This is a genomic window from Bacillus sp. B15-48 (assembly GCF_016879755.1).
GTDB lineage: Bacteria > Bacillota > Bacilli > Bacillales > Cytobacillaceae > Mesobacillus_B.
This window is the reverse complement of sequence record NZ_WOFU01000002.1, coordinates 908,015-929,457: the sequence shown is the minus strand read 5'-3', so window position 1 is coordinate 929,457 and position 21,443 is coordinate 908,015. Positions and strand designations below refer to the sequence as shown.

Genomic DNA, 21,443 nt, shown 5'->3' with positions numbered 1-21,443 from the left:
CTGAGCTTGGTGGATATCCATCAAGCTCTTTCTGCTAAAGCAATAAACTTTTTGAGCGAGTTTAGTTTAAATGGAGTGTATTTTTTATGGAACTACAAATCCCAAATTGGTTGGAAAAACGAGCCGAAATAACCCCTAAACGAACAGCTTTAATTTTTGAAAATCAAAGTTACACGTTCGAACAAATTTTTCAACTGTCATCAAAAGTAGCCCGCCAACTTACAATGATGGGGATAAAAAAGGGAACGATGACAGCTGTTTTGCTATCAAATCACGTTGATTCAGTTGTTATATTGTATGCGTTACAAATGCTTGGTTCGAAAACAGTTATTTTAAATAATCGGTTAACTTTGGAAGAATTAAAATGGCAAATTGATGATTCTCGTGCTAGCTACGTGGTGACAGAAAAGGATTTGTCGTTTAAACTCAAAAGCGAATTAATCGATCAACAAGTGGTTGAAAAAGAGGTGCTGTTTTTACTACCTGAAGGAGAAGTGAAACTTCAAGCTGACTATGATTTAAATGAAATCACTACAATCATGTATACTTCAGGAACAACTGGTAAACCAAAAGGCGTTATCCAAACATATGGGAACCATTGGTGGAGTGCGACAGCATCTGCTTTAAATCTTGGCCTAAGTGAGGAAGATTGTTGGTTATGCTCGGTACCAATTTTTCATATTAGCGGCTACTCTATTTTAATGCGCAGCCTTATTTACGGAATGCCAGTTGTACTGCATAAAGGTTTTGATGTGGAAAAGGTCCTCGAGGAGATTCACATACACCGAGTGACAATTATGTCGGTTGTAAGTACGATGTTGCTAAGGATTAATGAGGAACTTGGGGAGAAAAACCTTCCATCTTCCTTCCGGTGCATGTTATTAGGAGGTGGGCCGGCCCCAATATCTTTGTTACAAAGTTGTAAAAGCAAAGGAATACCAGTATTTCAATCTTACGGAATGACAGAAACTGCATCCCAATTTGCCACTTTATCCCCTGAATATAGTTTCACTAAATTAGGTTCAGCTGGCAAGCCTTTATTCCCAAATCAAATCAAAGTCGTTGACGAGAATAAACAGGAGCTTCCACGAACGAGAGAAGGAGAGATTATTGTTAAAGGGCCTAATGTTACAATAGGCTATTTACATCGTGAGGATGCGACGAAAAAGGCCATCTATGATGGCTGGCTGCATACGGGAGACATAGGTTATTTAGATGAGGAAGGATTTCTGTATGTTCTTGATCGCCGTGCTGATTTAATTATATCCGGTGGTGAAAATGTTTATCCAGCAGAAATCGAAGGGGCATTATTGTCTCATCCGAATGTTCTTGATGCAGGAGTGATTGGCGTTAAAGATGAAATATGGGGTCAAATACCGATTGCTTTTATTGTGAAAAGAGAAAATACGCCGACGACAGAAAAGGATTTTATTGATTATTGTCAACAAAAACTAGCCAAATACAAAGTTCCGAAAACGGTTTATTTTATAAAGGAACTACCTAGAAACGCTTCAAAAAAATTGCTTAGAAGAGAACTTCGCACTTGGGTAGAAAAGGAGTATAGGACAAAGTGAATATCCAATCTGTGAAATTATCTGTTATAAAAATGCCTTTAAAAAAGCCTTTCTATACTCATTTAGAAACAATTAAGGAAAGAGAATCAATTATTGTTGAAGTACACGGTCATGACGGGTTTGAAGGGTACGGAGAAGGGGTCGCCTTTTCGTCACCGTGGTACACAGAGGAGACTGTTAAAACCTCCTATCACCTATTAAAAGACTTTCTCATTCCGCTTATACAACGATTTTCAATAAAACATCCTTCTGAAGCATTTTCATTGTTCAGTGCATTTCGGAGAAACCATATGGCAAAAGCCGCCTTAGAAATGGCTCTCTGGGACTTACAGGCAAAGAGGGAAGGCAAACCTCTTTCTCAGCTATTGGGAGGGGGAACGAAAAAAATCCCTTCAGGTGTAGTTATTGCTACATCTTCTCTTAAGGAAGCGATAACGCAAATTGAGGCCTACTTAGAAAAAGGATATAGGCGAGTAAAGATTAAAATATCTCCTGATAATGATCTCAAATTTGTAAGTGAACTCCGCAAACGATTTCCAACTCTCGACTTAATGGCTGACGCAAACTCAGCCTATACAGTTGATGACATTGATCGATTAAAGGCACTAGACGAATATGGATTGCTTATGATTGAACAGCCACTTGGAAATGACGATATCATCGAACATGCCCTTGTTCAAAAGCAACTTAAAACACCTATTTGCCTTGACGAAAGCATCGTAAGCTTTGAGGATGCTAAAAAAGCGATTGAATTAGGAAGTTGTCGTGTAATAAATATTAAAATAGGCAGGGTAGGCGGAATTGGGCAAGCAATCAAGATCCATGATTTTTGTAACACCAATAAAGTTCCAGTTTGGTGCGGAGGGATGATTGAATATGGTATTTCTCGAGCGCATAATATTGCGTTAGCCAGTTTACCTGGTTTTACGATTCCAGGTGATATTTCAGCTTCAAACCGTTACTGGGAGGAAGATATTATCACACCAGAAATTAAAGTAGAACATGGTGAAATTCATCTACCTTCTAATCCTGGCATTGGTGTGAATTTAAATAGAAAAAGGCTTAAAGAGGTTACATGCTCGCAGGAGTTATTTTCCTTTCATAAGTGATAAAATGTGTGATAAAAGGCAGTTCAGCTGAACTGCCTTTTACCACTGTAATTTGGGGATTGCTATATTAGCTTAATGATTCGCTAGGCTGAAACGTTTTGCAATCTGTTGCCCTAGTATTTTCTGCGGTTTCACCAGTATGGCTTACTACATAAATAGCATCAGCACTGCATTGATTTCCTTCTTCCCAGAATTGACAGTTATTCACTTCACATAATACATCTTTTGCCATCTGTATCACTCCTTTATATTGGTGGATACGATTTTAGTGTGGACTTCTTGTAAAACAATATCCGAGCAATTTAAGGGGATTTTGGGTAGAATTAACATAGTCATTTCCTTAATGATGAAAATGCTGTATTCTATTTTTAAAAGATTTTGAAAAGGGTGATGATAGATGAGTTTGCTTTATGACATTTTAGAGTACAATGAAAAGTTCGTAACAGAAAAAAAGTATCAACAGTTTGAAACAACGAAATTTCCGAATAAAAAAATGGTGATCCTTACGTGCATGGATACAAGGTTATTAGAGTTATTACCGAATGCTTTAAATGTTCGTAACGGAGATGTGAAGATTGTAAAAAATGCTGGAGCCCTTGTTACGCATCCGTTTGGCAGTATAATGCGCAGCATTTTAGTCGCTGTTTACCAATTAAAAGCTCAGGAAGTCTTAGTTATAGGACATCATGATTGTGGGATGAGCGGGATGAAGCCTGATTTGATGTTGACAGAATTGCGGAAAAGAGGAATAAAGGAAGAAACATTTGATACTTTGCAATACTCAGGAATCGATGTGGAAAGTTGGCTGCAAGGCTTTGATAATGTCAACGATAGTGTCGCACATAGTGTAGAAGTAATAAAAAATCACCCATTTATGGCAAAAGAAATCCCCGTTCATGGGCTTGTCATTGACCCGGCGACTGGAAAACTTGACGTAGTTATTAATGGGTATGATGTTTAATTCTTTTCACTTTTTTTAGGCCATTCCTCTGGTACATAATCAAATCCACCGGGATGAAAAGGATGGCATTTCATAATGCGAACCAATGTTAACCAACCGCCCTTGAAAGGCCCAAATCGCTTTACTGCTTCAAGTCCATAATGCGAACATGTCGGATAAAAACGACAAGTAGGCGGTTTCAATGGGGAGATTACGATTTGGTAAAAACGAATGAGTTTAAGCATTGCTTTTTGTAACAACATTATCACCTCGTTATTGTTCGATTTCCTTGATAAACATATCATAAATGTTTAAAAACGTCTAAAAAACCAATTTATTGTATTTGCTGAAATCAGTTTAAAAATTGTGTATGATGGAATAAGAAATGAAAAGGAGTGATTGCTTCATGCCTTCTGTGGAAAGTTTTGAACTAGATCATAATGCCGTTAAAGCTCCATACGTGAGACATTGTGGTGTTCATCATGTAGGAAGTGATGGTGTAGTAAATAAATTTGATATTCGTTTTTGTCAACCGAATAAACAAGCAATGATGCCTGAAACCATCCATACACTTGAACATTTGCTTGCATTTAATATTCGTGAGCATGCTGAAAAGTACAATCATTTTGATATTATTGACATCTCTCCAATGGGATGTCAAACAGGTTATTATTTAGTGGTAAGCGGATCTCCGACCGTTGAAGAAATCATTGATTTGTTAGAGGCTACATTGACAGCTGCTGTCGAAGTAACGGAAATACCAGCTGCAAATGAAAAACAATGTGGACAAGCGAAGCTTCATGATCTTGATGGAGCAAAACGGTTAATGCGTTTCTGGTTAACGCAATCAAAAGACGAACTAAAACAAGTTTTTGCCTAAAATAAACGAAGCAGGGGAGCCTGCTTCGTTTATTTTTTTTCGTTTTTCTCCGTCTTTAGGTGTGGATTATCATCTAACGTATCGACAGTGTGCTTATAACTATAGGATTTTGAGGTTGTTAAAACGGCGAGAAGTAGGACAATAACTACAATAATAATGCAAATGATAAGAATAGCAAGCATAAAAACTCCCCCTTTGTTTCAAAATTATTGTAGCATGTTTTTTTCTATCAACCAACAAATGTCAATGTTAAACTGTTTAAACATGTGTCGAAGAGGGAAGATAAAGGGCAGGAGGATGATACAAATGTCTACACAATTGATTAAATCTGTGAACAAACAAGTAGCTACATGGACGGTCTTTTACACGAAATTGCATAATTATCACTGGTATGTTAAAGGACCGCAGTTTTTCACACTTCATGAAAAATTCGAAGAGCTGTATAATGAAGCGGCAATGGTGATTGATGAGTTTGCGGAGCGAATTCTTGCCTTAGAAGGTAAACCTGTAGGGACATTAAAAGAATGTTTAGAGTTATCATTTATTGAAGAAGCAACTGGTCAGGAGAACGAAGAGGATATGGTTAAGACGCTCAGTAGCGATTTAGCAAAAATTATGGACGAGCTTCAGGCAGGAATCGCGCTAGCAGAGGAAGCAGATGATGAAGGGACAGCTGATATGCTTCTTGGTGTGAAGAAGAGTGTCAGAAAACATCTTTGGATGTTTAAGGCCTATTTGGGATAAAGAAAACCCGCGAACGTATATGCGTTCGCGGGTTTTTTAAGAATGAACGAGGAGAGCAAAGTATGTATTTCTAATCAATGGACATTTCGTGATGGAAATATTGATGCTCGAGATTGGCCGTATTCTTCTTGTGCAAACTTCCCCTTTAAGCTCTCAATTAAATAAATACCAATTAGGTTGTATAGTTCTTGTTGGTCCATTTCATTAATGATGTGTAACAAGTCCTCACGATTCATTTCTTCAAGAAAAGCAAAAGTGAGCATATCAATGTCTTCTTCATCCCCAGTTAACTTATTCCGATACATTTCATATAACTCGTCAATCAGCTTCAAAATTTTCCCCTCCCTTTACGTGCATTATAGTTAGTAAATCCCCTTTTGTATGTATTTTATTCTAGCATTGCCACTCCATATGTTAATTTTACCATGAAAACGCATTCTTTATCACATATTACAAAGATTAATAAATCAGCTAGCTGGGGAAACTCAGTATTAAAGGAGGGATGAAGATGGACGAAAAGAAAAAGACTTATTATATTGATATTGGAAGTGGTGAGATATCACAAAGTGCAACTGCTTCTGCTTGGACCTTTAAAATAGAGGCGAATGATGAAGAGATTACTCGGTTAAGAGAGGAATTTGATTATAATTATAACGAAGGGATAATCAATTTTTGGCGTGCTCATATCCCTTTTTGGGAATATCATAATGATCGCGCTAATCATGCGCAAGATCAGAGTTTAATTCGAATTTATCAATTCATTTATGAATTGGGGGATGAGGAAGCGAAAAAACATATTGAGAGTATGGGAATATTGCCAAATAACTAGCGAAATGGACCATAATCCTTCTTTGTCCTTCTAACAACCCGTGTATAATCAAGGGGAGAGAAGTTGTACAAAGAGAGGGAAAGAATGATGAAAACGTTTCAAGATAAAAATGGGAATGAAGTTTCGATTTCGTTTGAAAAAGAAGCATTTGATCGGCAACCTAATCATGTCTTAGTTATTTGTCGCTTTCAAGGAAAGTGGCTCTTAACAGATCATAAAAAAAGAGGATGGGAATTTCCTGGTGGAAAAAGAGAAGAAGGAGAGACGCTTGAACAAGCAGCTGCCCGTGAAGTATTGGAGGAAACAGGGGGATATGTAAAAACCCTGAAATATATTGGCGATTATGAGGTAAAGGAAGAAAATCATGCCTTTATAAAGAGAATTTATTTTGCCGAAGTTTCCACATTGACAAAAAAGGAAAACTTTCACGAAACAAATGGACCTGTTTTCGAAACAAGGGACATCTTAATCGAGCGATTTAAAAATCATTATAGCTTTATCATGAAGGATGATGTATTAAGCCTGACGATTCAAAGATTACATGCGGCCGGCATATGAACACCGACCGCTCAAGGATTTTCATTAGTCTTTAATTAATTTATTTTCAAGAAGTTCAACGAGTTGGTACATGATTGTCGCAAACACCGCAATCACGAGTAAGGATAAAAAGACAAGGGTGAAATCGAACACTTGAAATCCATAGATAATCAGATAACCAAGGCCTTTTGATGATGTAAGGAATTCACCAACAATTACACCAACCCAAGATAAACCGACATTTACTTTTAATGTTGAAATAATTGTTGGGAAGGACGCGGGTAAAATCGCTTCTTTAAAACATTGTGTTCTCGTTGCACCGAATACTTGTAAAACTTTTATATAATGGGGATCTACTTCCTTAAAAGATGTGTAAACTACGATTGTGGTGATAATAACTGAAACGAGCGCACCCATCGCGATAATAGATGCCATATTTGCCCCAATTGCAACGATTAATATAGGTCCTAAAGCAATCTTCGGCATTGCATTTAATATGACAAGGAATGGATCAAGGATTCTTGCAAAGAAAGGCGACCACCATAGAAACGCAGCAAGCAACGTACCTGCAAGTGTACCAATTAAAAACCCTAGGATTGTTTCAGTTAAGGTGACTCCAATATCACCGACTAGTGATCCGTCCAGTAATTTTGCAATAAACAAACCCCAAATTTTAGATGGAGCACTGAAGATTAACGGGTCAAGCCATTGATATTTGCTAGCCAATTCCCAGAGAACAAAAAACATGATAAAAATAAAGAATTGACACAATCGAATAATCCTTTTTTCTCGTTTCAAACTGCTTAAATATTGTTCATGTAGCTTTTTAATTTCAAGTTTTTGCTTCAAGTGATTCCAGCTCCTTCCAAATGGTTTGGAAAAGCTCTGTATAAAGTTCATGGTTTCGTGCTTTAAAAGGAGGCAACGCTCGAAGTTCTTCTGGCACCGTAAATGTTTTATACACTTTGCCAGGACTTGAAGAAAAAAGGACGATTCGATCGCTCATCGCAATAGCTTCTCCGATATCATGGGTAACGAGAATGGCTGTTTTCTTAAAGGTTCTCAGTGTGTTCGACACAAGATCTTCAAGTTTTAATTTCGTTTGGAAATCGAGTGCAGAAAAGGGTTCATCTAGCATCAACAACTTTGGCTCTGTTGCTAATGTTCTAACAAGCGCAACTCGTTGTCTCATGCCACCAGATAATTGTCTAGGATACGCATGTTCTAGTTCATAGAGTCCCATCTGTTTAAGCAAGGAAAAAGTATACTCTTTTTTTTCATTTGTTAGATTGTTATTTATTTTTAGCCCGAGTTGGATGTTTTCAGCAATTGTCTTCCATGGGAACAAATAATCTTGCTGGAGCATATATCCAATATCATTTTGTGAAGACTTCACAGGTTTGTTATTGAGCAAAACTGACCCACTCGTTGGCTTAATCAATCCGGCAATAATTGATAGGAGTGTGGTTTTGCCGCAGCCGCTTGGGCCAAGGAAGGAGATAAATTCACCTTCATTGACATCGAGTGAAATATCAGCCAAAGCATTCATCGCAGATAATTTTGTGAAATAGGTATGGTGTATATTTTTAATACTTAAAAAGTCCATTTGGCTGCGTCCTCCTTTTTAGTCCATTACTTTTTCTGCGATGCTTGTATTAACTAGTTCGCTATGTTGTACTTCTCTAGGGAGTTCTCCCGCTTCATCCATAATTTCTTGAAGGTTATTCCATTCATCTTCATCGAGAATAGGGTCTGTTGCAAAAGATCCTTGGCTTTTATAGCGGTCAATTGCCATTTCTAGAATGTCAAGATCGGAATCCTCGAAAAATGGATGAATTGATTTTGCGATTTCCTTGGAACTAGCATTTTCAACCCATTGTTGTGCTTTATATATCGCACGGGTGAATTTTTCAATCACTTCTTCATTTTGTTCCATATAACTTTGCTTTGCCATAAAAGTAGTATATGGTACATGGCCGGATTCAGTTCCAAATGAGGCAACAATATGTCCTCTTCCTTCTTTTTCAAATATGCTTGCCTGTGGTTCAAATAATTGGACATAATCTCCTGTTCCCGAAGCAAATGCACTTGGAATATTAGCGAAATCAATATTTTGTAATAAATTTAAATCTGTTTGCGGATTAATACCATGCTTCTTTAAAACGAATTCACCAACCATTTGTGGCATGCCGCCTTTACGTTGACCGAGAAAAGTCGAACCTTTCAATTGTTCCCAAGTAAAGTTATCGACATGGTGACGGGAGACTAAAAATGTCCCATCTGTTTGAGTTAATTGAGCAAAATTAATAATCGGATCACTTGCACCGCGTGCGTATACGTATATTGATGTTTCGGAACCGACAAGACCAATGTCGGAACCGTCAGAGATAAGGGAGGTCATCACCCTGTCTCCGCCCCAAACAGTTGTTAACTGAACATTTAATCCTTCTTCTTCAAAAAATCCTTCAGTGAGGGCAACATATTGAGGAGCATAAAATAAAGAGCGAGTTACTTCGGCTATGCGGATGGTTTCTGTTCCTTTCTTTCCGCATGCTGCAAGGGAAAGAGTCATGATAAAAATAATAAATAGGCTAATAGCTGGCTTTATCCACCTTTTCATCTAATAAACCTCCTTAGTAGGCTAATTCGAGTTACAATATTATATGGTAATGTTAAAAATGTGTGAATGCCCAGTTCGAGCATGAAGATAAAAATTTGGAGGTGATCAAAATGACTGGAAACGACAAAATCATCTCAGCGTATTCTTTCCCTTCACCAAATCCAAAGGTGAAATTAGCCATTGTTACATACTATTCAGGACAGCTTAAGGTTAAAGGGTTACTAGCACAACCATGTGAGGAAGGCCAATATGATGGTTTTTTGTACTTGCGTGGTGGAATTAAAAATGTTGGACAAGTGAGACCGGCTAGAATCGCCCAATTTGCTGCAGAAGGTTTTATTGTCTTTGCTCCATTTTACCGTGGCAATCAAGGTGGAGAAGGAAATGAAGATTTTGGAGGGGAAGATCGGCAAGATGGCTTTGCGGCATATGAGCTTCTGAAATCCTTTCCATATGTAAGAGATGTCCATATTTTTGGTTTTTCTCGCGGAGGTGTGATGGCTCTATTCACCGCTATTGAATACCCAGATGCTGCCTCTGTCGTAACTTGGGCTGGGGTGAGTGACATGGAGTTAACCTATTCTGAACGCACTGACTTAAGAAGAATGATGAAGAGAGTGATTGGTGGCTCACCAAAAAAGGTGCCAGATCGATATCGTGAGCGTACACCTTTGTATGAATTGGAGCTTATTCAATCACCAGTTTTAATTATTCATGGAGAAAAAGATAACAATGTTTCTGTTGAACACGCGTATAAATTGGAGAAAAGATTGAAACAGTTAGGCAAGAAGGTATCAGCATGGTATTTTACAGAGTATACACATTTTTTTCCCCCTGTAGTCAATCGGAAAATTGTCCAAGACTTAACAAAGTGGATGAAATCTCATAGGGGAGATTAATCGAACATTTGTTGGTTTCATTTACTGAATAATTATAATGAGGTAAAATATGGGTAATAACCCTGGAAGGAGTGGGCGAAAATGGGGATGCCATTTGAACTTAACACGATGATTGTAACAAAAGGGCGGGAAGAAAGAGTGATGGAAAATCTTTTTCGACTTGAGAAGAACGGATATCGGTTATATCCGATTGATATTCCGCTTGAAGTAAAAAAAACAATCGATGGAGTTACAAGTGGAACAGCTCAAATTAAGAAAGTAGAGTGGACCGAAGAAAAAACGATTATAACTTATCAATTAATCTCGCTTTATTCGACGGATTAAACGTCTTATAGAATGGCTATGACAGAATGCTCTTATCAATATGAAGTGATGAATGATTATAAAAACAAGGCATTGGTGTATAAAACCAATGCCTCGTTTTTTCTAACAAACTATTAATCTATTAGTTATTCATTAAATAACAGGTCCGCCTTTGGCAATAATATCTTTTGAGACATTTGTAAACTTTCCGAAGTTTTCTTGGAACTTTTGTGCCAATTCGTTTGCCTTTTTCTTGTAAGCTTCCGGATCATTCCATGTCTTTACTGGTTGTAACACCTCGTCAGGCACTCCTGGTACGTGTAAAGGAATTTCTAGCCCGAAAATTTCATCCTTGACGGTCTCAGAATTATTTAGCTCTCCCTCAAGTGCTGCCTGAACCATTGCTCGTGTATAGGCGAGATTCATGCGCTTGCCAACTCCGTATTCGCCACCAGTCCAGCCGGTATTAACAAGATACACTTTTGCACCATATTCATCCATTTTCTCACCAAGCATCTCTGCATACGTTGTTGCAGGTAGCGGCAAGAAAGGAGCACCAAAACAAGTTGAAAATGTTGCCTCAGGTGAAGTAACTCCACGTTCAGTTCCTGCAAGTTTAGAAGTATAACCGCTAAGGAAATGATACATCGCTTGCTCTTTCGTAAGTTTCGAAATTGGTGGGAGCACGCCGAAGGCATCCGCAGTTAAAAATACAATTGTATTTGGGTGACCAGCAATACTAGGGTCTACGATATTGTCAATTGCTTGAATCGGATACGCTGCACGAGTATTCTCAGTCAAGGAATTATCATCATAATCAGCTACTCTACTTTCGCTATCTAGTACGACATTTTCAAGAACAGACCCAAAGCGAATCGCTTGAAAGATTTGTGGTTCCTTTTGCTCAGATAAATTAATACATTTTGCATAGCAACCGCCTTCTATGTTAAAAACACCATTAGCAGACCAACCATGTTCATCGTCCCCGATTAGACGACGGTTTGAATCGGCTGATAAGGTTGTTTTTCCCGTTCCGGATAGTCCAAAGAATAATGCGACATCCCCTTCACGACCAACATTTGCTGAACAATGCATTGAAAAGATTCCCTTTTCAGGAAGCAGATAATTCATAATGGAGAAAATAGATTTCTTCATTTCCCCTGCATATTCTGTACCTCCAATTAAAACGACACGCTGTTCAAACGAAATAATGATAAATGTATCAGATTTTGTTCCATCGACCTCAGGGTTTGCTTTAAAGCCTGGGGCAGAGATGACAGTAAATTCTGCCTCATGATCGACAAGCTCTTCCGCAGTTGGACGAATGAATAATTGATGGACAAATAAATTATGCCATGCATATTCGTTGATTACTTGAATGGGAAGTTGATGTTTTTTATCTGCACCAGCAAACCCTTTAAAAACAAACACTTCATCTTTTTCTTTTAAATAGTCTAATACCTTTGAATATAGGTTGGAAAATGCTTCTTCTGAAATCGGTTCATTCACTGAACCCCAGTCGATTTTATCGGAAACAGATGGTTCATTAACGATAAATTTATCTTTTGGTGAACGCCCAGTATATTTCCCTGTTTTCGAACATATCGCTCCAGTTGAAGTTAATACCCCTTCATTACGTGCTAGTACTTTTTCGACCAATTGTGGTACTGAAAGTTGTACTTTAATATTGTCCCCCTGTAATAAGTGCGGAATTTCATTTTTACTTTTGACATCATTCATCTGATGGATACCTTCCTTTTTATTATAGTTTGATTAATCTGAAAGCATATACATCTCAAAAAGTAGTATAACACATTTGACTTAATAATCCATCCTAATTATAAAAAAAATCTTTAAAAAAACACTAATTGGGCGTTTGAGTTATATTAATATAAGAAACTTGTTTTTTGTGAAATAATCATTGACATCCTTTTTTTCGTTGCGTATGATTGGAACTTGAACGGATACTCTCTTATCCCGAGCTGGTGGAGGGACAGGCCCTATGAAACCCAGCAACCAGTTGTAGGAGAAACTGCCTTAGGTTAGGTATATTCTCTCTCAGCAAAGGTGCTAACCTGACGCAAGGAATAATTCCTTGGTCGATAAGAGCGAAAGGGCGGAGTTAATGCATGAACCTTTCCTCATTAATGAAGGAAGGGTTTTTCTTTTGCGTTATTTTTCTCATAAAGTCATTTTTCTGTGGAAACATTCCCACGGATGATTTGGTTTTATTTATTGACCATTACGAGCAGTTGATCCAACGCTATCTTCTTTTCATCGCAGAACCTTGAAGTGGCGAACTTTTGCTCGTAAGAATGGGATAAAACCGCAGTGTTTATTTCATACTACATAGGGAATGAGTACCGTATCAACGTAAGATTTATTACGAATCTACGTTATTTTTATAAAATTAGGAGGAAAATCAGATGTCATCAAAACGTCGTTTGTTCACTTCTGAGTCAGTGACAGAAGGCCATCCTGATAAAATTTGCGATCAAATTTCTGATGCCGTTTTGGATGCAATTTTAGCTAAAGATGCCAATGCCCGTGTTGCAGCTGAAACATCTGTAACGACTGGACTCGTACTGGTTGCAGGAGAAATTACTACCTCTACATATGTAGATATCCCTAAGATTGTTCGTGAAACGGTTAAAAACATCGGGTATACTCGCGCAAAATATGGGTTTGACTTCGAAACATGTGCAGTTTTGACTTCTATTGATGAGCAGTCACCAGATATTGCTATGGGGGTAGATCAGGCGCTAGAAGCAAGAGAGGGTCAAATGACTGATGAAGAAATTGAAGCGATTGGAGCAGGTGATCAAGGGTTGATGTTCGGGTTTGCCTGTAACGAGACGAAGGAGCTTATGCCCTTACCTATTTCTCTCGCTCACAAACTTGCTCGTCGACTCACTAAAGTACGTAAACAAGAGGTCCTTCCATATTTACGACCAGATGGGAAAACCCAGGTTACAGTTGAATACGATGAAAATGACAAGCCAGTGAGAATTGATACAATTGTCATTTCAACTCAGCATCACCCAGAAGTAACACTTGAACAAATTCAACGTAATATTAAAGAACATGTTATAAATCCGGTTGTTCCGGAGGAATTAATTGATGAAAATACGAAATACTTTATAAACCCAACAGGTCGTTTTGTCATTGGCGGGCCACAAGGAGATGCAGGGTTAACTGGTCGTAAAATCATTGTTGATACTTACGGTGGTTATGCGCGCCATGGTGGGGGTGCTTTTTCAGGAAAGGATCCAACAAAAGTAGACCGTTCTGCTGCATATGCTGCACGTTACGTAGCTAAAAATATTGTTGCTGCTGGACTTGCAGAAAAAGTAGAAGTACAGCTCGCTTATGCAATTGGTGTAGCCAAGCCTGTTTCGATTGCAATTGATACATTTGGAACGGGAAAAGTAAGCGAAGATACATTGGTTAGTCTCGTAGAGAAAAACTTTGATCTTCGGCCAGCTGGCATTATTAAAATGCTTGATTTACGCAAGCCAATCTATAAAAAGACAGCTGCTTACGGGCATTTTGGCCGCACGGATATTGATTTGCCATGGGAACGCACAGATAAAGCAGATGCACTACGTGAACAAGCAAATAACTAATAGAAAAGTTAAGGAGTTGCATTTTAAAAATGTAACTCCTTATTTATGTTAGGAAATCGATGTTTTGGATGAATAAAATCCGTTCATGCTGTAAATAGTTACCTGAAATTTTTAAATAACTTTTTACTTACCAATCATGCAAAATGAAAGAAATGTGTTACTATAGAAAATAGCTTTAAATGAAGTTGTTCCCTAAAGAGTAGGTATATTAATTGAAATGGAGTAGGTGACGTACATAATGTGTGGCTTTATCGGTTGTGTACATGAAAATGCACAAAATTATCGCAGCGAAGAAAAGCAATTGTTTAAAAATATGAATGACATTATTACACATAGAGGCCCAGACGATGATGGGTATTTTTACGATGAACATATTCAATTTGGTTTTCGCCGTTTAAGTATTATTGATATAGAATCTGGGGCCCAGCCTTTATCTTATGAGAATGAACGATATTGGATTATCTTTAATGGTGAAATCTATAATTATGTAGAGTTGCGGGAAGAACTTGTTAACGAGGGGCTGGAGTTTGCAACGCATTCTGATACAGAAGTCATTATTGCTCTATACAGTCGTCTAAAGGAGAAGGCAGTTGAAAAACTTCGAGGGATGTTTGCTTTCGTCATTTGGGATAGAGAAGAGCAAGTTTTATTTGGAGCAAGAGATCCATTTGGGATTAAGCCATTCTTTTACTATGATGAGGGCGAAAAAACATTTTTTGCTTCCGAGAAAAAAAGTATTCTTCTTGCCTTAGAGAATGATGTTTTAGATTATCATGCACTACAACATTATATGACCTACCAATTTGTACCTGAGCCATACACGATGTCGAAAGGGATTCAAAAATTAGAACCTGGTCATTACTTTACGAAGAAAATTGGATCTCCGCTTCAAATGCAGTGTTATTGGAAGGCGAAGTTTCAGCCAGTGCAAAAATCCGAAGACGAATTTATTAAAGAGATTCGAGATGTTTTGTTTGATTCTGTAAAAATGCATATGCGCAGTGATGTTCCGGTAGGATCTTTTTTATCCGGTGGAATCGATTCATCCATTATTGCCTCGATTGCAAAAGAGTTTCACCCAGCCATCAAAACATTTTCTGTTGGGTTTGAGCGCAATGGTTTCAGTGAAATTGATGTTGCTAAAGAAACAGCTGATAAGCTTGGTGTGGAGAATATCAATTATGTCATCACACCAGAGGAATATATGGCGGAGTTGCCAAAAATTATTTGGCATTTAGACGACCCGCTTGCTGACCCTGCATGTGTTCCACTATACTTCGTTGCACGGGAAGCGCGCAAACATGTGACAGTCGTGTTATCAGGAGAAGGGGCAGACGAATTATTTGGCGGATACAATATATATCGTGAACCACAGGATTTAGCAGTCTTTAATAAAATTCCATCGATGATTAAGTCGTTTCTGAAAGTCATTGCAAAATTGATGCCCGAGGGAATTAAAGGGAAAAGTTTTATTGAACGCGGCGTAACACCAATGGAAGAACGTTATATTGGAAATGCAAAGATGTTTTTAGAAAAAGAAAAGCAGGAATTGCTAACTGTTTATCAATCAGGTTTAAACTATATTGATATTACAAAGCCTTTGTACGAAGAGAGCATCGGATATGATCCGGTTGATCGAATGCAATATATTGATATTCATACGTGGATGCGAGGGGATATTCTTTTGAAAGCGGACAAGACGACAATGGCGCATTCATTAGAATTACGTGTGCCATTTCTTGATAAGCATGTATTTGAGATAGCATCAAAAATTCCAACTTCGTTAAAAACGGCAAATGGTACGACTAAATACATCCTTCGAAAAGCTGCGGAAGGAATTGTACCAGATCACGTATTGAACCGTAAAAAATTAGGTTTTCCTGTTCCGATTCGTCATTGGCTTAAGGATGAAATGAACGAATGGGCGAAAAACTTAATAAAAGAGAGCAATACTGACCATTTAATTAATAAAGCGTATTTATTGAAGTTACTAGATGAGCATTGTCAAGATAAAGCTGACCATAGCCGTAAAATCTGGACCGTTTTGGTTTTCCTATTATGGCATGATGTGTATGTAGAAAAGAAATACTCCTTTCAAGAGGAATATGACCGCAGTAAATCATTACAAACGAGCTAAGAAAAGATTCAAGCACCCAAGCAAATAGATTTTTGTTTGGGTGCTTTTGTTTTGCTAAATAATAAAACTGGTTTTTCTTTTAAAAGAAAAGCATGTCATTCCATCGGCTTCTGTTGAAGACTTTTATAATATTGGCCTTTTTCAGTATATTCTCTAGAAATTCGTTCCATATCTTTTATATCCGCTTCAGTTAGTTCTCGAATTACTTTTGCTGGGCGTCCTAACGCTAGCGTATTTGGCGGAATTTTTTTTCCCCTTGGAACTAGACTTCCGGCCCCGATAAAAGCCCCCTCCCCAATTTCTGCTTGATCAAGAATAATGGATCCCATTCCAATTAATGCTTTTTTTCGAATGATACAGCTGTGAAGAATAACTTGATGCCCAATCGTGACTTCATCTTCTAAAATAAGTGGATTCTCAGGACTTTGATGAAGAACAGAATTATCTTGGATATTTACTTTTTTGCCAATTATTGTAGGTGCGACATCTCCGCGAATGCTTGTATTAAACCAAACGCTCGAATCCTCGCCAATTTCAACATCACCAGAAATTGTTACATAGTCCGCTATAAAAGCCGATGAAGCAATTTTTGGTGTTTTCCCCTTGTATGGATAAATCATTCAGTCGTTCCCCCTCGTGAATATTTGAAATAAAGGAAAAATTTTTATCAGCTTGCCTTTTAGTTGATAATCTTCCTTATTCTGTTCATTATATAATATAGTTAAATTAATCGCATAGAAAAAGGAGGGCGCCTCATGTGGATGTGGGAAGCAGATGGAGATGCTAAAGCAGTCATTGTCATGATTCATGGTGCTCTTGAACATCATCAACGTTATGGTTGGTTGATTGAAAAGTGGCGAACGGCTGGTTTTCATATTATCATGGGTGATTTGCCGGGACAGGGAATGACTTCGAGGACAAACCGCGGCCATATTCAGTCATTTGAAGATTATCTTCTTGAAAGTAGAGTTTGGGTAGAGTCGGCCTACGGTTTTGGTCTTCCTGTTTTTCTATTAGGTCACAGTATGGGCGGGCTCATTTCGACGAGATTGCTTCAAGAGGAACGATTAAACATTGCTGGAATTATTTTATCTTCTCCATGTTTCGGTCTCGTTCATCGACCTTCGAAAGGGATGGAGTTACTTTCGCGAATTTTAAATCACTTTGTGCCAACATTTAAAGTTACTCCAGGCATCACTTTAGAACAAGCGACGCGGAACTTGGATGTAATTGAAGCCGATTCAAATGATAATCTTTATCTTAAAAAAATATCAGTAAGATGGTATTGGGAGCTGGTTGAGGCAATCAAACAAGCATTTGCGCAAATTGAGAAAACACCTGATATTCCTATGCTTTTAATGCAGGCAGGTGATGATCTTATTGTTGATAAAAAAGCAGTAAAGGAATGGTTCAACCATGTGCCATTATCAGAAAAACGTTATAAGGAATGGCCAAATTGTTATCATGAAATTTTTAATGAACCTGAAAGAGATGAAATTTTTGAGTATACCAAGGATTTTGTTATGAGCCAATTAAAAGCGATTGGCTATGTTTATTAAATGAAAAAGGGGAGTGTAGATGTCAATACCACAAATGCCGATTAGTTTAATGTATCGTGTTTATCGAAATGTATTTCCGATTGCATATGATGAACTTGATTTTTGGATACGAAAGGCCGAATCTATTCCTAATCCAGAGTTGCGTAAGCAAGCGCTAGCAAGTATTACCGAGAAAAGGTTCCACTGCGAGGGAGGAGCAATTATGAGCTTAATTGCTCTCGATGATTATGATAAAGCGATTCGTTTTATTGTCGCCTATCAAACAATTAGTGATTATCTTGATAACCTCTGTGACCGAAGTACATCGCTTGATCCGAATGACTTTGCAGCATTGCATGAATCGATGGAAGATGCATTGTTAATCGAGGGCGATCTTCGTGATTATTATCGCGAACGCACTGACAAGGATGATGGGGGTTACTTGAATAACCTTGTGCTTACGTGTCGGAAAGAATTGAAAGAGCTTAAAAATTATGAAGCAATTGCACCGTACTTACATGAACTTTGTCGATATTATTGTGACCTTCAAATTCACAAACATGTAGAACATAGTGAAAGAGTACAAAGACTGAAAAAATGGTTTAATGATCATCGCGAAAAAATTCCAGAGATGCAATGGTATGAGTTTTCTGCTTGTACAGGTTCAACGCTAGGAATTTTTTGTTTAGTTTCCTATGCATTGCGTAATGATTTTAAACCTGAATTTGCAGAAAGCCTTCGTAACGGTTATTTTCCATACATACAAGGTTTGCATATTTTATTAGATTATTTTATTGATCAAGAAGAAGATCGTAAGGGCGGAGACTTAAATTTTTGTTTTTATTATGAAAGTGAAGAAGCATTATTTGAGCGCCTGAAGCATTTTATTGAACAAGCTGATTTTCATACAGCAAAGCTGCCGAATCGGAAGTTTCATCAGCTTATAAATAGAGGTTTGCTTGGTTTATATTTATCCGATGAAAAGGTACATAGTCAACAAAAAGTGAAAAGGTTAGCAAAAGATATGATAAAAAGTGGAGGTCCAATCAGCTTGTTCTTTTATTTGAATGCGCGCGCTTATCGGTCTATCCAGAAAAGATTCCCAAACTCCTTTGTTAGGAAGACTGGTTCGATTTCGTAAACAAGCCATTCGTAATAACAAAAAAAACGGACCAGATTTGGTCCATTTTTTTATGGTCTTATCTTATCGCTTTTCAATCGCAATGATAAATGGCGGATTGTTTGCTTGATTAAGGAATTGATATTTTAACACATGAGCTTTTTTCTGATCCATCGTTTCCACATACTGTAGGAGACGATCTCGTTCCAATTGTCCTTCGTGATGGCCGTGATAAACAACAATAACGATGATCCCTTCTGGTGCAAGAAGCTGAAGGAGTTGCTGGATTGCAGAAATGGTTGTTTCTGGAACAGTGACAATCGTCTTATCTCCACCAGGTAAATACCCTAGATTAAAAATTCCACCTGTTACCATGCCATGGAAATGTTCAGGAATACACTTACTAACATTTTCATGTCCTTCTTGAAACAACACTACTCGCTCATGGACATTCTGGTGAATTAATTTTTCTTTGCATGATTGGATTGCTTGCCCCTGAATATCAAAGCCGAACACTTTGCCATTAGGACCAACAAGCTGAGCGAGAAAAAGCGTGTCATGCCCATTGCCAACTGTGGCATCGACAACGATATCGCCTTCAGCTACAGCTGTATTAAGCAAGCTTTTAGCGAAGGGAAGGACCCTTTCAAGTTTCATTTAGGAGCACCTGCCAACGTTTGATTGTAAAATTTCCCTTGCCAACTATCACGGCGTTTTAGTTCGGCATCTATCGCATTTAATACTTCCCATTTATTCACACTCCACATCGGACCGATCATTAAATCAATCGGACCATCTCCTGTAATGCGATGAATAATCATTTCTGGGGGTAATATTTCAAGTTGGTCACATACTAAGTTTACATAATCTTCAAGGCTTAAGAACTCAAGGAGGCCTTTATCAAATTGTTTGACCATTGGTGTTCCCTTTAATAAATGCAATAAGTGAATTTTAATCCCTTGAACATCAAGCTTCGTTACTTCTTTTACTGTTTCCATCATCATTTCAGGTGTTTCTTGAGGAAGGCCATTAATCACATGACTACAGACACGAATGCCATATTTGCGTAGCTTGTTTACTCCTTCTATATACGTTTCATAGTTGTGAGCACGATTGATGAGCTCAGCTGTTCGTTCGTGGACCGTTTGCAAGCCGAGCTCAACCCAGAGATACGTCCGTTCGTTAAGTTCAGCTAGATAGTCGACAACATCGTCTGGGAGACAATCAGGTCTTGTGGCAATGGACAGTCCGACTACTCCATCTTGCTTTAAGACTGTTTCGTATTTCTCTTTAAGAGTTGATACTGATGCATGCGTATTTGTGAATGCTTGGAAGTAAGCCATATATTTTCCGTCCTTCCATTTTTCATGCATCTTCTCCTTAATTGTTAAAAATTGTGTTTCAAGATCTTCAGCCCTGTTGCCAGCAAAGTCACCTGAGCCAGCAGCACTGCAAAACGTACATCCGCCATGCGCAACGGTGCCATCACGATTAGGGCAATCAAAGCCCCCGTCTAGGGCAACTTTAAAAACTTTATGACCGAAAGATTGCCGTAAATGGTAGTTCCATGTATGATAACGTTTTTGATCATTTGCATATGGAAATGGGTTAACCCCTGTCATCGAGTATAACCTCCTTAATCAATTTTCATAAATGGAATTGTATCATGAAGCAAAAGGTTATCCAACAATAATCCGATAATGGAAGCAATAAACAATTAGGAATAGTGATAGGAAACGTAGATGTGAACAAAATAATATAGAAGCTAGATGCTTCATTATTGAGTAAAAAGGGGGGGCTTTTCGATGGCGACGCGTCAATCAGTTGAGGAACATCTTCAGCAATGCGAAGATGCAATAAGAATTGCCCAGGAAGAATTTGAGAAGGCGAGCAGGCAAGAACATTATGATGATTTGGCATACACAAACAGTATGCAGCAGCTCGAAGAAGCATATAATGACATTGCCAAGCTGGCATTAAGCTGTAACGGTCAGCAGCGAGAACAGCTTCACCGAATGCGGTTACAACTGCAGCAAGTACAAAATAATATGACTCTGCTCGATCATTAATAGGAGGAGATATCGTGAAAAAGCGGTCAAAACAAAACAACCCTGAACAGAAAACCAGAAATGGGTTCAATAATCAAGATGTAGAATTTGGCTCTGAGTATGACCCAATTAAAGAAGCGAAAAAAAGGTATGAAAAAACGGGTGGACAACCAGTAAAATCCAAATTCCATCCGGAACCTGAGCAATCTAGGTAGAGAAATTGACAAGTGAAGTTTTCAGTAGTGACTTGTTGAATGAATAAAATGATTGTAAAAAAGCCTCATTTCTTTTTTTAGAAATGAGGCTTCTCTGTTTAGTCTTAATATTTGAAATAAGCGATGTTCACAAATCGGTAATAACTGAAAAAGAATTCGTGATAATCATCACAGATGGACATTCAGGAAAAATGGTTTAAATAATATAGAGTTATTTCCACATCTTTTAGGTTGAAAAAACTGAAAGAAACACAAAAGGATATGCTGAGATGTTGTTGTATGACTCTTTTTCTAAAAATATCTTGTGAAATATTTCACGAAAAT

At 37.9% G+C, this 21,443-nt stretch carries 26 protein-coding genes and 1 riboswitch; of the genes, 15 read left to right on the top strand and 11 right to left on the bottom strand.

The window, feature by feature from the left end; translation table 11 throughout:
• Nucleotides 1-86 precede the first annotated feature (86 nt).
• Together GNT69_RS10190 and menC are read left to right on the top strand one after the other, a co-directional pair.
• Entirely contained in the window at nucleotides 87-1,574 is a 1,488-nt protein-coding gene (locus GNT69_RS10190) for an o-succinylbenzoate--CoA ligase (RefSeq protein ID WP_203554833.1), read from the top strand.
• Nucleotides 1,571-2,683, top strand: coding sequence for an o-succinylbenzoate synthase (gene menC / locus GNT69_RS10185; protein WP_203554832.1), 1,113 nt, complete (start codon nucleotides 1,571-1,573; stop codon nucleotides 2,681-2,683). The genes GNT69_RS10190 and menC overlap by 4 nt, the downstream gene beginning before the upstream one ends.
• 67 nt (nucleotides 2,684-2,750) lie before the next feature.
• Here the strand turns inward: menC and GNT69_RS10180 are convergent, their stop codons facing one another.
• Complete coding sequence (locus tag GNT69_RS10180) at nucleotides 2,751-2,915, bottom strand: DUF1540 domain-containing protein (protein WP_203554831.1); 165 nt, start codon at nucleotides 2,913-2,915, stop codon at nucleotides 2,751-2,753.
• A 165-nt stretch (nucleotides 2,916-3,080) separates the two neighbouring features.
• Between GNT69_RS10180 and GNT69_RS10175 the strand changes: the two genes are divergently transcribed.
• On the top strand, nucleotides 3,081-3,644 hold the full coding sequence (locus tag GNT69_RS10175) for a beta-class carbonic anhydrase (RefSeq protein WP_203554830.1): 564 nt from the start codon (nucleotides 3,081-3,083) through the stop codon (nucleotides 3,642-3,644).
• Here GNT69_RS10175 and yidD read toward each other — a convergent pair.
• On the bottom strand, nucleotides 3,641-3,886 hold the full coding sequence (gene yidD / locus GNT69_RS10170) for a membrane protein insertion efficiency factor YidD (RefSeq protein ID WP_481747614.1): 246 nt from the start codon (nucleotides 3,884-3,886) through the stop codon (nucleotides 3,641-3,643). The genes GNT69_RS10175 and yidD overlap by 4 nt on opposite strands.
• A gap of 143 nt (nucleotides 3,887-4,029) precedes the next feature.
• Here yidD and GNT69_RS10165 point away from each other — a divergent pair, with 143 nt between their 5' ends.
• The gene (locus GNT69_RS10165; RefSeq protein WP_203554829.1) at nucleotides 4,030-4,503 is read left to right on the top strand and encodes an S-ribosylhomocysteine lyase; all 474 of its coding nucleotides are present in this window, start codon (nucleotides 4,030-4,032) and stop codon (nucleotides 4,501-4,503) included.
• A gap of 29 nt (nucleotides 4,504-4,532) precedes the next feature.
• Here GNT69_RS10165 and ytzI read toward each other — a convergent pair whose 3' ends face one another.
• Nucleotides 4,533-4,685 (bottom strand): YtzI protein, encoded by a 153-nt coding sequence (gene ytzI / locus GNT69_RS10160; RefSeq protein ID WP_203554828.1) that lies wholly within the window; start codon nucleotides 4,683-4,685, stop codon nucleotides 4,533-4,535.
• A gap of 124 nt (nucleotides 4,686-4,809) precedes the next feature.
• On the opposite strand from ytzI, the gene GNT69_RS10155 reads away from it, so the two are divergent.
• Complete coding sequence (locus GNT69_RS10155; protein ID WP_203554827.1) at nucleotides 4,810-5,247, top strand: Dps family protein; 438 nt, start codon at nucleotides 4,810-4,812, stop codon at nucleotides 5,245-5,247.
• Between the two features lie 74 nt (nucleotides 5,248-5,321).
• On the opposite strand, the gene GNT69_RS10150 is transcribed toward GNT69_RS10155, so the two are convergent.
• Entirely contained in the window at nucleotides 5,322-5,579 is a 258-nt protein-coding gene (locus GNT69_RS10150) for a DUF6154 family protein (RefSeq protein ID WP_203554826.1), read from the bottom strand.
• A gap of 176 nt (nucleotides 5,580-5,755) precedes the next feature.
• On the opposite strand from GNT69_RS10150, the gene GNT69_RS10145 reads away from it, so the two are divergent.
• Together GNT69_RS10145 and ytkD are read left to right on the top strand one after the other, a co-directional pair.
• The gene (locus GNT69_RS10145; RefSeq protein WP_203554825.1) at nucleotides 5,756-6,076 is read left to right on the top strand and encodes a hydrolase; all 321 of its coding nucleotides are present in this window, start codon (nucleotides 5,756-5,758) and stop codon (nucleotides 6,074-6,076) included.
• An 84-nt stretch (nucleotides 6,077-6,160) separates the two neighbouring features.
• Nucleotides 6,161-6,634: an RNA deprotection pyrophosphohydrolase gene (ytkD, locus tag GNT69_RS10140; RefSeq protein ID WP_343206474.1), complete on the top strand. Its 474-nt coding sequence runs from the start codon at nucleotides 6,161-6,163 to the stop codon at nucleotides 6,632-6,634.
• Nucleotides 6,635-6,658: 24 nt separating this feature from the next.
• Here ytkD and GNT69_RS10135 read toward each other — a convergent pair whose 3' ends face one another.
• The 3 genes from GNT69_RS10135 to GNT69_RS10125 are packed head-to-tail and all read right to left on the bottom strand — an operon-like array spanning nucleotide 6,659 to nucleotide 9,233.
• Entirely contained in the window at nucleotides 6,659-7,513 is an 855-nt protein-coding gene (locus tag GNT69_RS10135; protein ID WP_203554824.1) for an ABC transporter permease, read from the bottom strand.
• Nucleotides 7,446-8,219, bottom strand: a complete 774-nt coding sequence (locus tag GNT69_RS10130; protein ID WP_203554823.1) for an ABC transporter ATP-binding protein — start codon at nucleotides 8,217-8,219, stop codon at nucleotides 7,446-7,448. The genes GNT69_RS10135 and GNT69_RS10130 overlap by 68 nt, the downstream gene beginning before the upstream one ends.
• Nucleotides 8,220-8,237: 18 nt before the next feature.
• The gene (locus GNT69_RS10125) at nucleotides 8,238-9,233 is read right to left on the bottom strand and encodes an ABC transporter substrate-binding protein (RefSeq protein WP_203554822.1); all 996 of its coding nucleotides are present in this window, start codon (nucleotides 9,231-9,233) and stop codon (nucleotides 8,238-8,240) included.
• A gap of 110 nt (nucleotides 9,234-9,343) precedes the next feature.
• On the opposite strand from GNT69_RS10125, the gene GNT69_RS10120 reads away from it, so the two are divergent.
• Nucleotides 9,344-10,132 (top strand): alpha/beta hydrolase family protein, encoded by a 789-nt coding sequence (locus GNT69_RS10120; protein WP_203554821.1) that lies wholly within the window; start codon nucleotides 9,344-9,346, stop codon nucleotides 10,130-10,132.
• A gap of 81 nt (nucleotides 10,133-10,213) precedes the next feature.
• Complete coding sequence (locus GNT69_RS10115; protein WP_203554820.1) at nucleotides 10,214-10,456, top strand: DUF2584 domain-containing protein; 243 nt, start codon at nucleotides 10,214-10,216, stop codon at nucleotides 10,454-10,456.
• A gap of 132 nt (nucleotides 10,457-10,588) precedes the next feature.
• Here the strand turns inward: GNT69_RS10115 and pckA are convergent, their stop codons facing one another.
• The gene (gene pckA, locus GNT69_RS10110; protein ID WP_203554819.1) at nucleotides 10,589-12,175 is read right to left on the bottom strand and encodes a phosphoenolpyruvate carboxykinase (ATP); all 1,587 of its coding nucleotides are present in this window, start codon (nucleotides 12,173-12,175) and stop codon (nucleotides 10,589-10,591) included.
• 229 nt (nucleotides 12,176-12,404) lie between these two features.
• A riboswitch (SAM riboswitch) is annotated at nucleotides 12,405-12,544 on the top strand.
• A 317-nt stretch (nucleotides 12,545-12,861) separates the two neighbouring features.
• Between pckA and metK the strand changes: the two genes are divergently transcribed.
• Both metK and asnB read left to right on the top strand, forming a co-directional pair.
• The gene (gene metK, locus GNT69_RS10105) at nucleotides 12,862-14,061 is read left to right on the top strand and encodes a methionine adenosyltransferase (protein ID WP_203554818.1); all 1,200 of its coding nucleotides are present in this window, start codon (nucleotides 12,862-12,864) and stop codon (nucleotides 14,059-14,061) included.
• A 238-nt stretch (nucleotides 14,062-14,299) separates the two neighbouring features.
• Complete coding sequence (asnB, locus tag GNT69_RS10100; protein ID WP_203554817.1) at nucleotides 14,300-16,198, top strand: asparagine synthase (glutamine-hydrolyzing); 1,899 nt, start codon at nucleotides 14,300-14,302, stop codon at nucleotides 16,196-16,198.
• Nucleotides 16,199-16,293: 95 nt separating this feature from the next.
• Here asnB and GNT69_RS10095 read toward each other — a convergent pair whose 3' ends face one another.
• Nucleotides 16,294-16,818 carry a gamma carbonic anhydrase gene (locus tag GNT69_RS10095; RefSeq protein ID WP_203554816.1) on the bottom strand — a complete coding sequence of 175 codons (525 nt, stop codon included), beginning with the start codon at nucleotides 16,816-16,818 and terminating at the stop codon, nucleotides 16,294-16,296.
• Between the two features lie 135 nt (nucleotides 16,819-16,953).
• On the opposite strand from GNT69_RS10095, the gene GNT69_RS10090 reads away from it, so the two are divergent.
• Both GNT69_RS10090 and GNT69_RS10085 read left to right on the top strand, forming a co-directional pair.
• On the top strand, nucleotides 16,954-17,757 hold the full coding sequence (locus GNT69_RS10090) for an alpha/beta hydrolase (RefSeq protein WP_203554815.1): 804 nt from the start codon (nucleotides 16,954-16,956) through the stop codon (nucleotides 17,755-17,757).
• A 19-nt stretch (nucleotides 17,758-17,776) separates the two neighbouring features.
• Nucleotides 17,777-18,877, top strand: a complete 1,101-nt coding sequence (locus GNT69_RS10085) for a tetraprenyl-beta-curcumene synthase family protein (protein ID WP_203554814.1) — start codon at nucleotides 17,777-17,779, stop codon at nucleotides 18,875-18,877.
• Nucleotides 18,878-18,940: 63 nt separating this feature from the next.
• On the opposite strand, the gene mnmM is transcribed toward GNT69_RS10085, so the two are convergent.
• Entirely contained in the window at nucleotides 18,941-19,513 is a 573-nt protein-coding gene (gene mnmM, locus GNT69_RS10080; protein WP_203554813.1) for a tRNA 5-(aminomethyl)-2-thiouridylate-methyltransferase MnmM, read from the bottom strand.
• Nucleotides 19,510-20,478, bottom strand: coding sequence for a tRNA modification radical SAM protein MnmL/YtqA (mnmL, locus tag GNT69_RS10075; protein ID WP_203554812.1), 969 nt, complete (start codon nucleotides 20,476-20,478; stop codon nucleotides 19,510-19,512). The genes mnmM and mnmL overlap by 4 nt, the downstream gene beginning before the upstream one ends.
• 183 nt (nucleotides 20,479-20,661) lie before the next feature.
• Here mnmL and GNT69_RS10070 point away from each other — a divergent pair, with 183 nt between their 5' ends.
• Together GNT69_RS10070 and GNT69_RS10065 are read left to right on the top strand one after the other, a co-directional pair.
• Entirely contained in the window at nucleotides 20,662-20,925 is a 264-nt protein-coding gene (locus tag GNT69_RS10070; RefSeq protein WP_203554811.1) for a YtzC family protein, read from the top strand.
• 14 nt (nucleotides 20,926-20,939) lie between these two features.
• Entirely contained in the window at nucleotides 20,940-21,119 is a 180-nt protein-coding gene (locus tag GNT69_RS10065; RefSeq protein WP_203554810.1) for a glycogen biosynthesis protein GlgD, read from the top strand.
• Nucleotides 21,120-21,443: the final 324 nt, after the last annotated feature.

What these genes read in the sequence shown, in the direction of transcription:
- GNT69_RS10090 (WP_203554815.1), top strand. Translation starts at nt 16,954, where the DNA reads ATGTGGATGTGGGAAGCAGATGGAGATGCTAAAGCAGTCATTGTCATG.
- GNT69_RS10165 (WP_203554829.1), top strand. Translation starts at nt 4,030, where the DNA reads ATGCCTTCTGTGGAAAGTTTTGAACTAGATCATAATGCCGTTAAAGCT.
- pckA (WP_203554819.1), bottom strand. Translation starts at nt 12,175, where the DNA reads ATGAATGATGTCAAAAGTAAAAATGAAATTCCGCACTTATTACAGGGG.
- GNT69_RS10180 (WP_203554831.1), bottom strand. Translation starts at nt 2,915, where the DNA reads ATGGCAAAAGATGTATTATGTGAAGTGAATAACTGTCAATTCTGGGAA.
- ytkD (WP_343206474.1), top strand. Translation starts at nt 6,161, where the DNA reads ATGATGAAAACGTTTCAAGATAAAAATGGGAATGAAGTTTCGATTTCG.
- mnmL (WP_203554812.1), bottom strand. Translation starts at nt 20,478, where the DNA reads ATGACAGGGGTTAACCCATTTCCATATGCAAATGATCAAAAACGTTAT.
- GNT69_RS10155 (WP_203554827.1), top strand. Translation starts at nt 4,810, where the DNA reads ATGTCTACACAATTGATTAAATCTGTGAACAAACAAGTAGCTACATGG.
- GNT69_RS10070 (WP_203554811.1), top strand. Translation starts at nt 20,662, where the DNA reads ATGGCGACGCGTCAATCAGTTGAGGAACATCTTCAGCAATGCGAAGAT.
- GNT69_RS10085 (WP_203554814.1), top strand. Translation starts at nt 17,777, where the DNA reads ATGTCAATACCACAAATGCCGATTAGTTTAATGTATCGTGTTTATCGA.
- GNT69_RS10115 (WP_203554820.1), top strand. Translation starts at nt 10,214, where the DNA reads ATGGGGATGCCATTTGAACTTAACACGATGATTGTAACAAAAGGGCGG.
- GNT69_RS10095 (WP_203554816.1), bottom strand. Translation starts at nt 16,818, where the DNA reads ATGATTTATCCATACAAGGGGAAAACACCAAAAATTGCTTCATCGGCT.
- asnB (WP_203554817.1), top strand. Translation starts at nt 14,300, where the DNA reads ATGTGTGGCTTTATCGGTTGTGTACATGAAAATGCACAAAATTATCGC.
- GNT69_RS10190 (WP_203554833.1), top strand. Translation starts at nt 87, where the DNA reads ATGGAACTACAAATCCCAAATTGGTTGGAAAAACGAGCCGAAATAACC.
- GNT69_RS10125 (WP_203554822.1), bottom strand. Translation starts at nt 9,233, where the DNA reads ATGAAAAGGTGGATAAAGCCAGCTATTAGCCTATTTATTATTTTTATC.
- GNT69_RS10135 (WP_203554824.1), bottom strand. Translation starts at nt 7,513, where the DNA reads ATGAACTTTATACAGAGCTTTTCCAAACCATTTGGAAGGAGCTGGAAT.
- mnmM (WP_203554813.1), bottom strand. Translation starts at nt 19,513, where the DNA reads ATGAAACTTGAAAGGGTCCTTCCCTTCGCTAAAAGCTTGCTTAATACA.
- metK (WP_203554818.1), top strand. Translation starts at nt 12,862, where the DNA reads ATGTCATCAAAACGTCGTTTGTTCACTTCTGAGTCAGTGACAGAAGGC.
- GNT69_RS10175 (WP_203554830.1), top strand. Translation starts at nt 3,081, where the DNA reads ATGAGTTTGCTTTATGACATTTTAGAGTACAATGAAAAGTTCGTAACA.
- yidD (WP_481747614.1), bottom strand. Translation starts at nt 3,886, where the DNA reads ATGTTGTTACAAAAAGCAATGCTTAAACTCATTCGTTTTTACCAAATC.
- GNT69_RS10120 (WP_203554821.1), top strand. Translation starts at nt 9,344, where the DNA reads ATGACTGGAAACGACAAAATCATCTCAGCGTATTCTTTCCCTTCACCA.
- ytzI (WP_203554828.1), bottom strand. Translation starts at nt 4,685, where the DNA reads ATGCTTGCTATTCTTATCATTTGCATTATTATTGTAGTTATTGTCCTA.
- GNT69_RS10145 (WP_203554825.1), top strand. Translation starts at nt 5,756, where the DNA reads ATGGACGAAAAGAAAAAGACTTATTATATTGATATTGGAAGTGGTGAG.
- GNT69_RS10130 (WP_203554823.1), bottom strand. Translation starts at nt 8,219, where the DNA reads ATGGACTTTTTAAGTATTAAAAATATACACCATACCTATTTCACAAAA.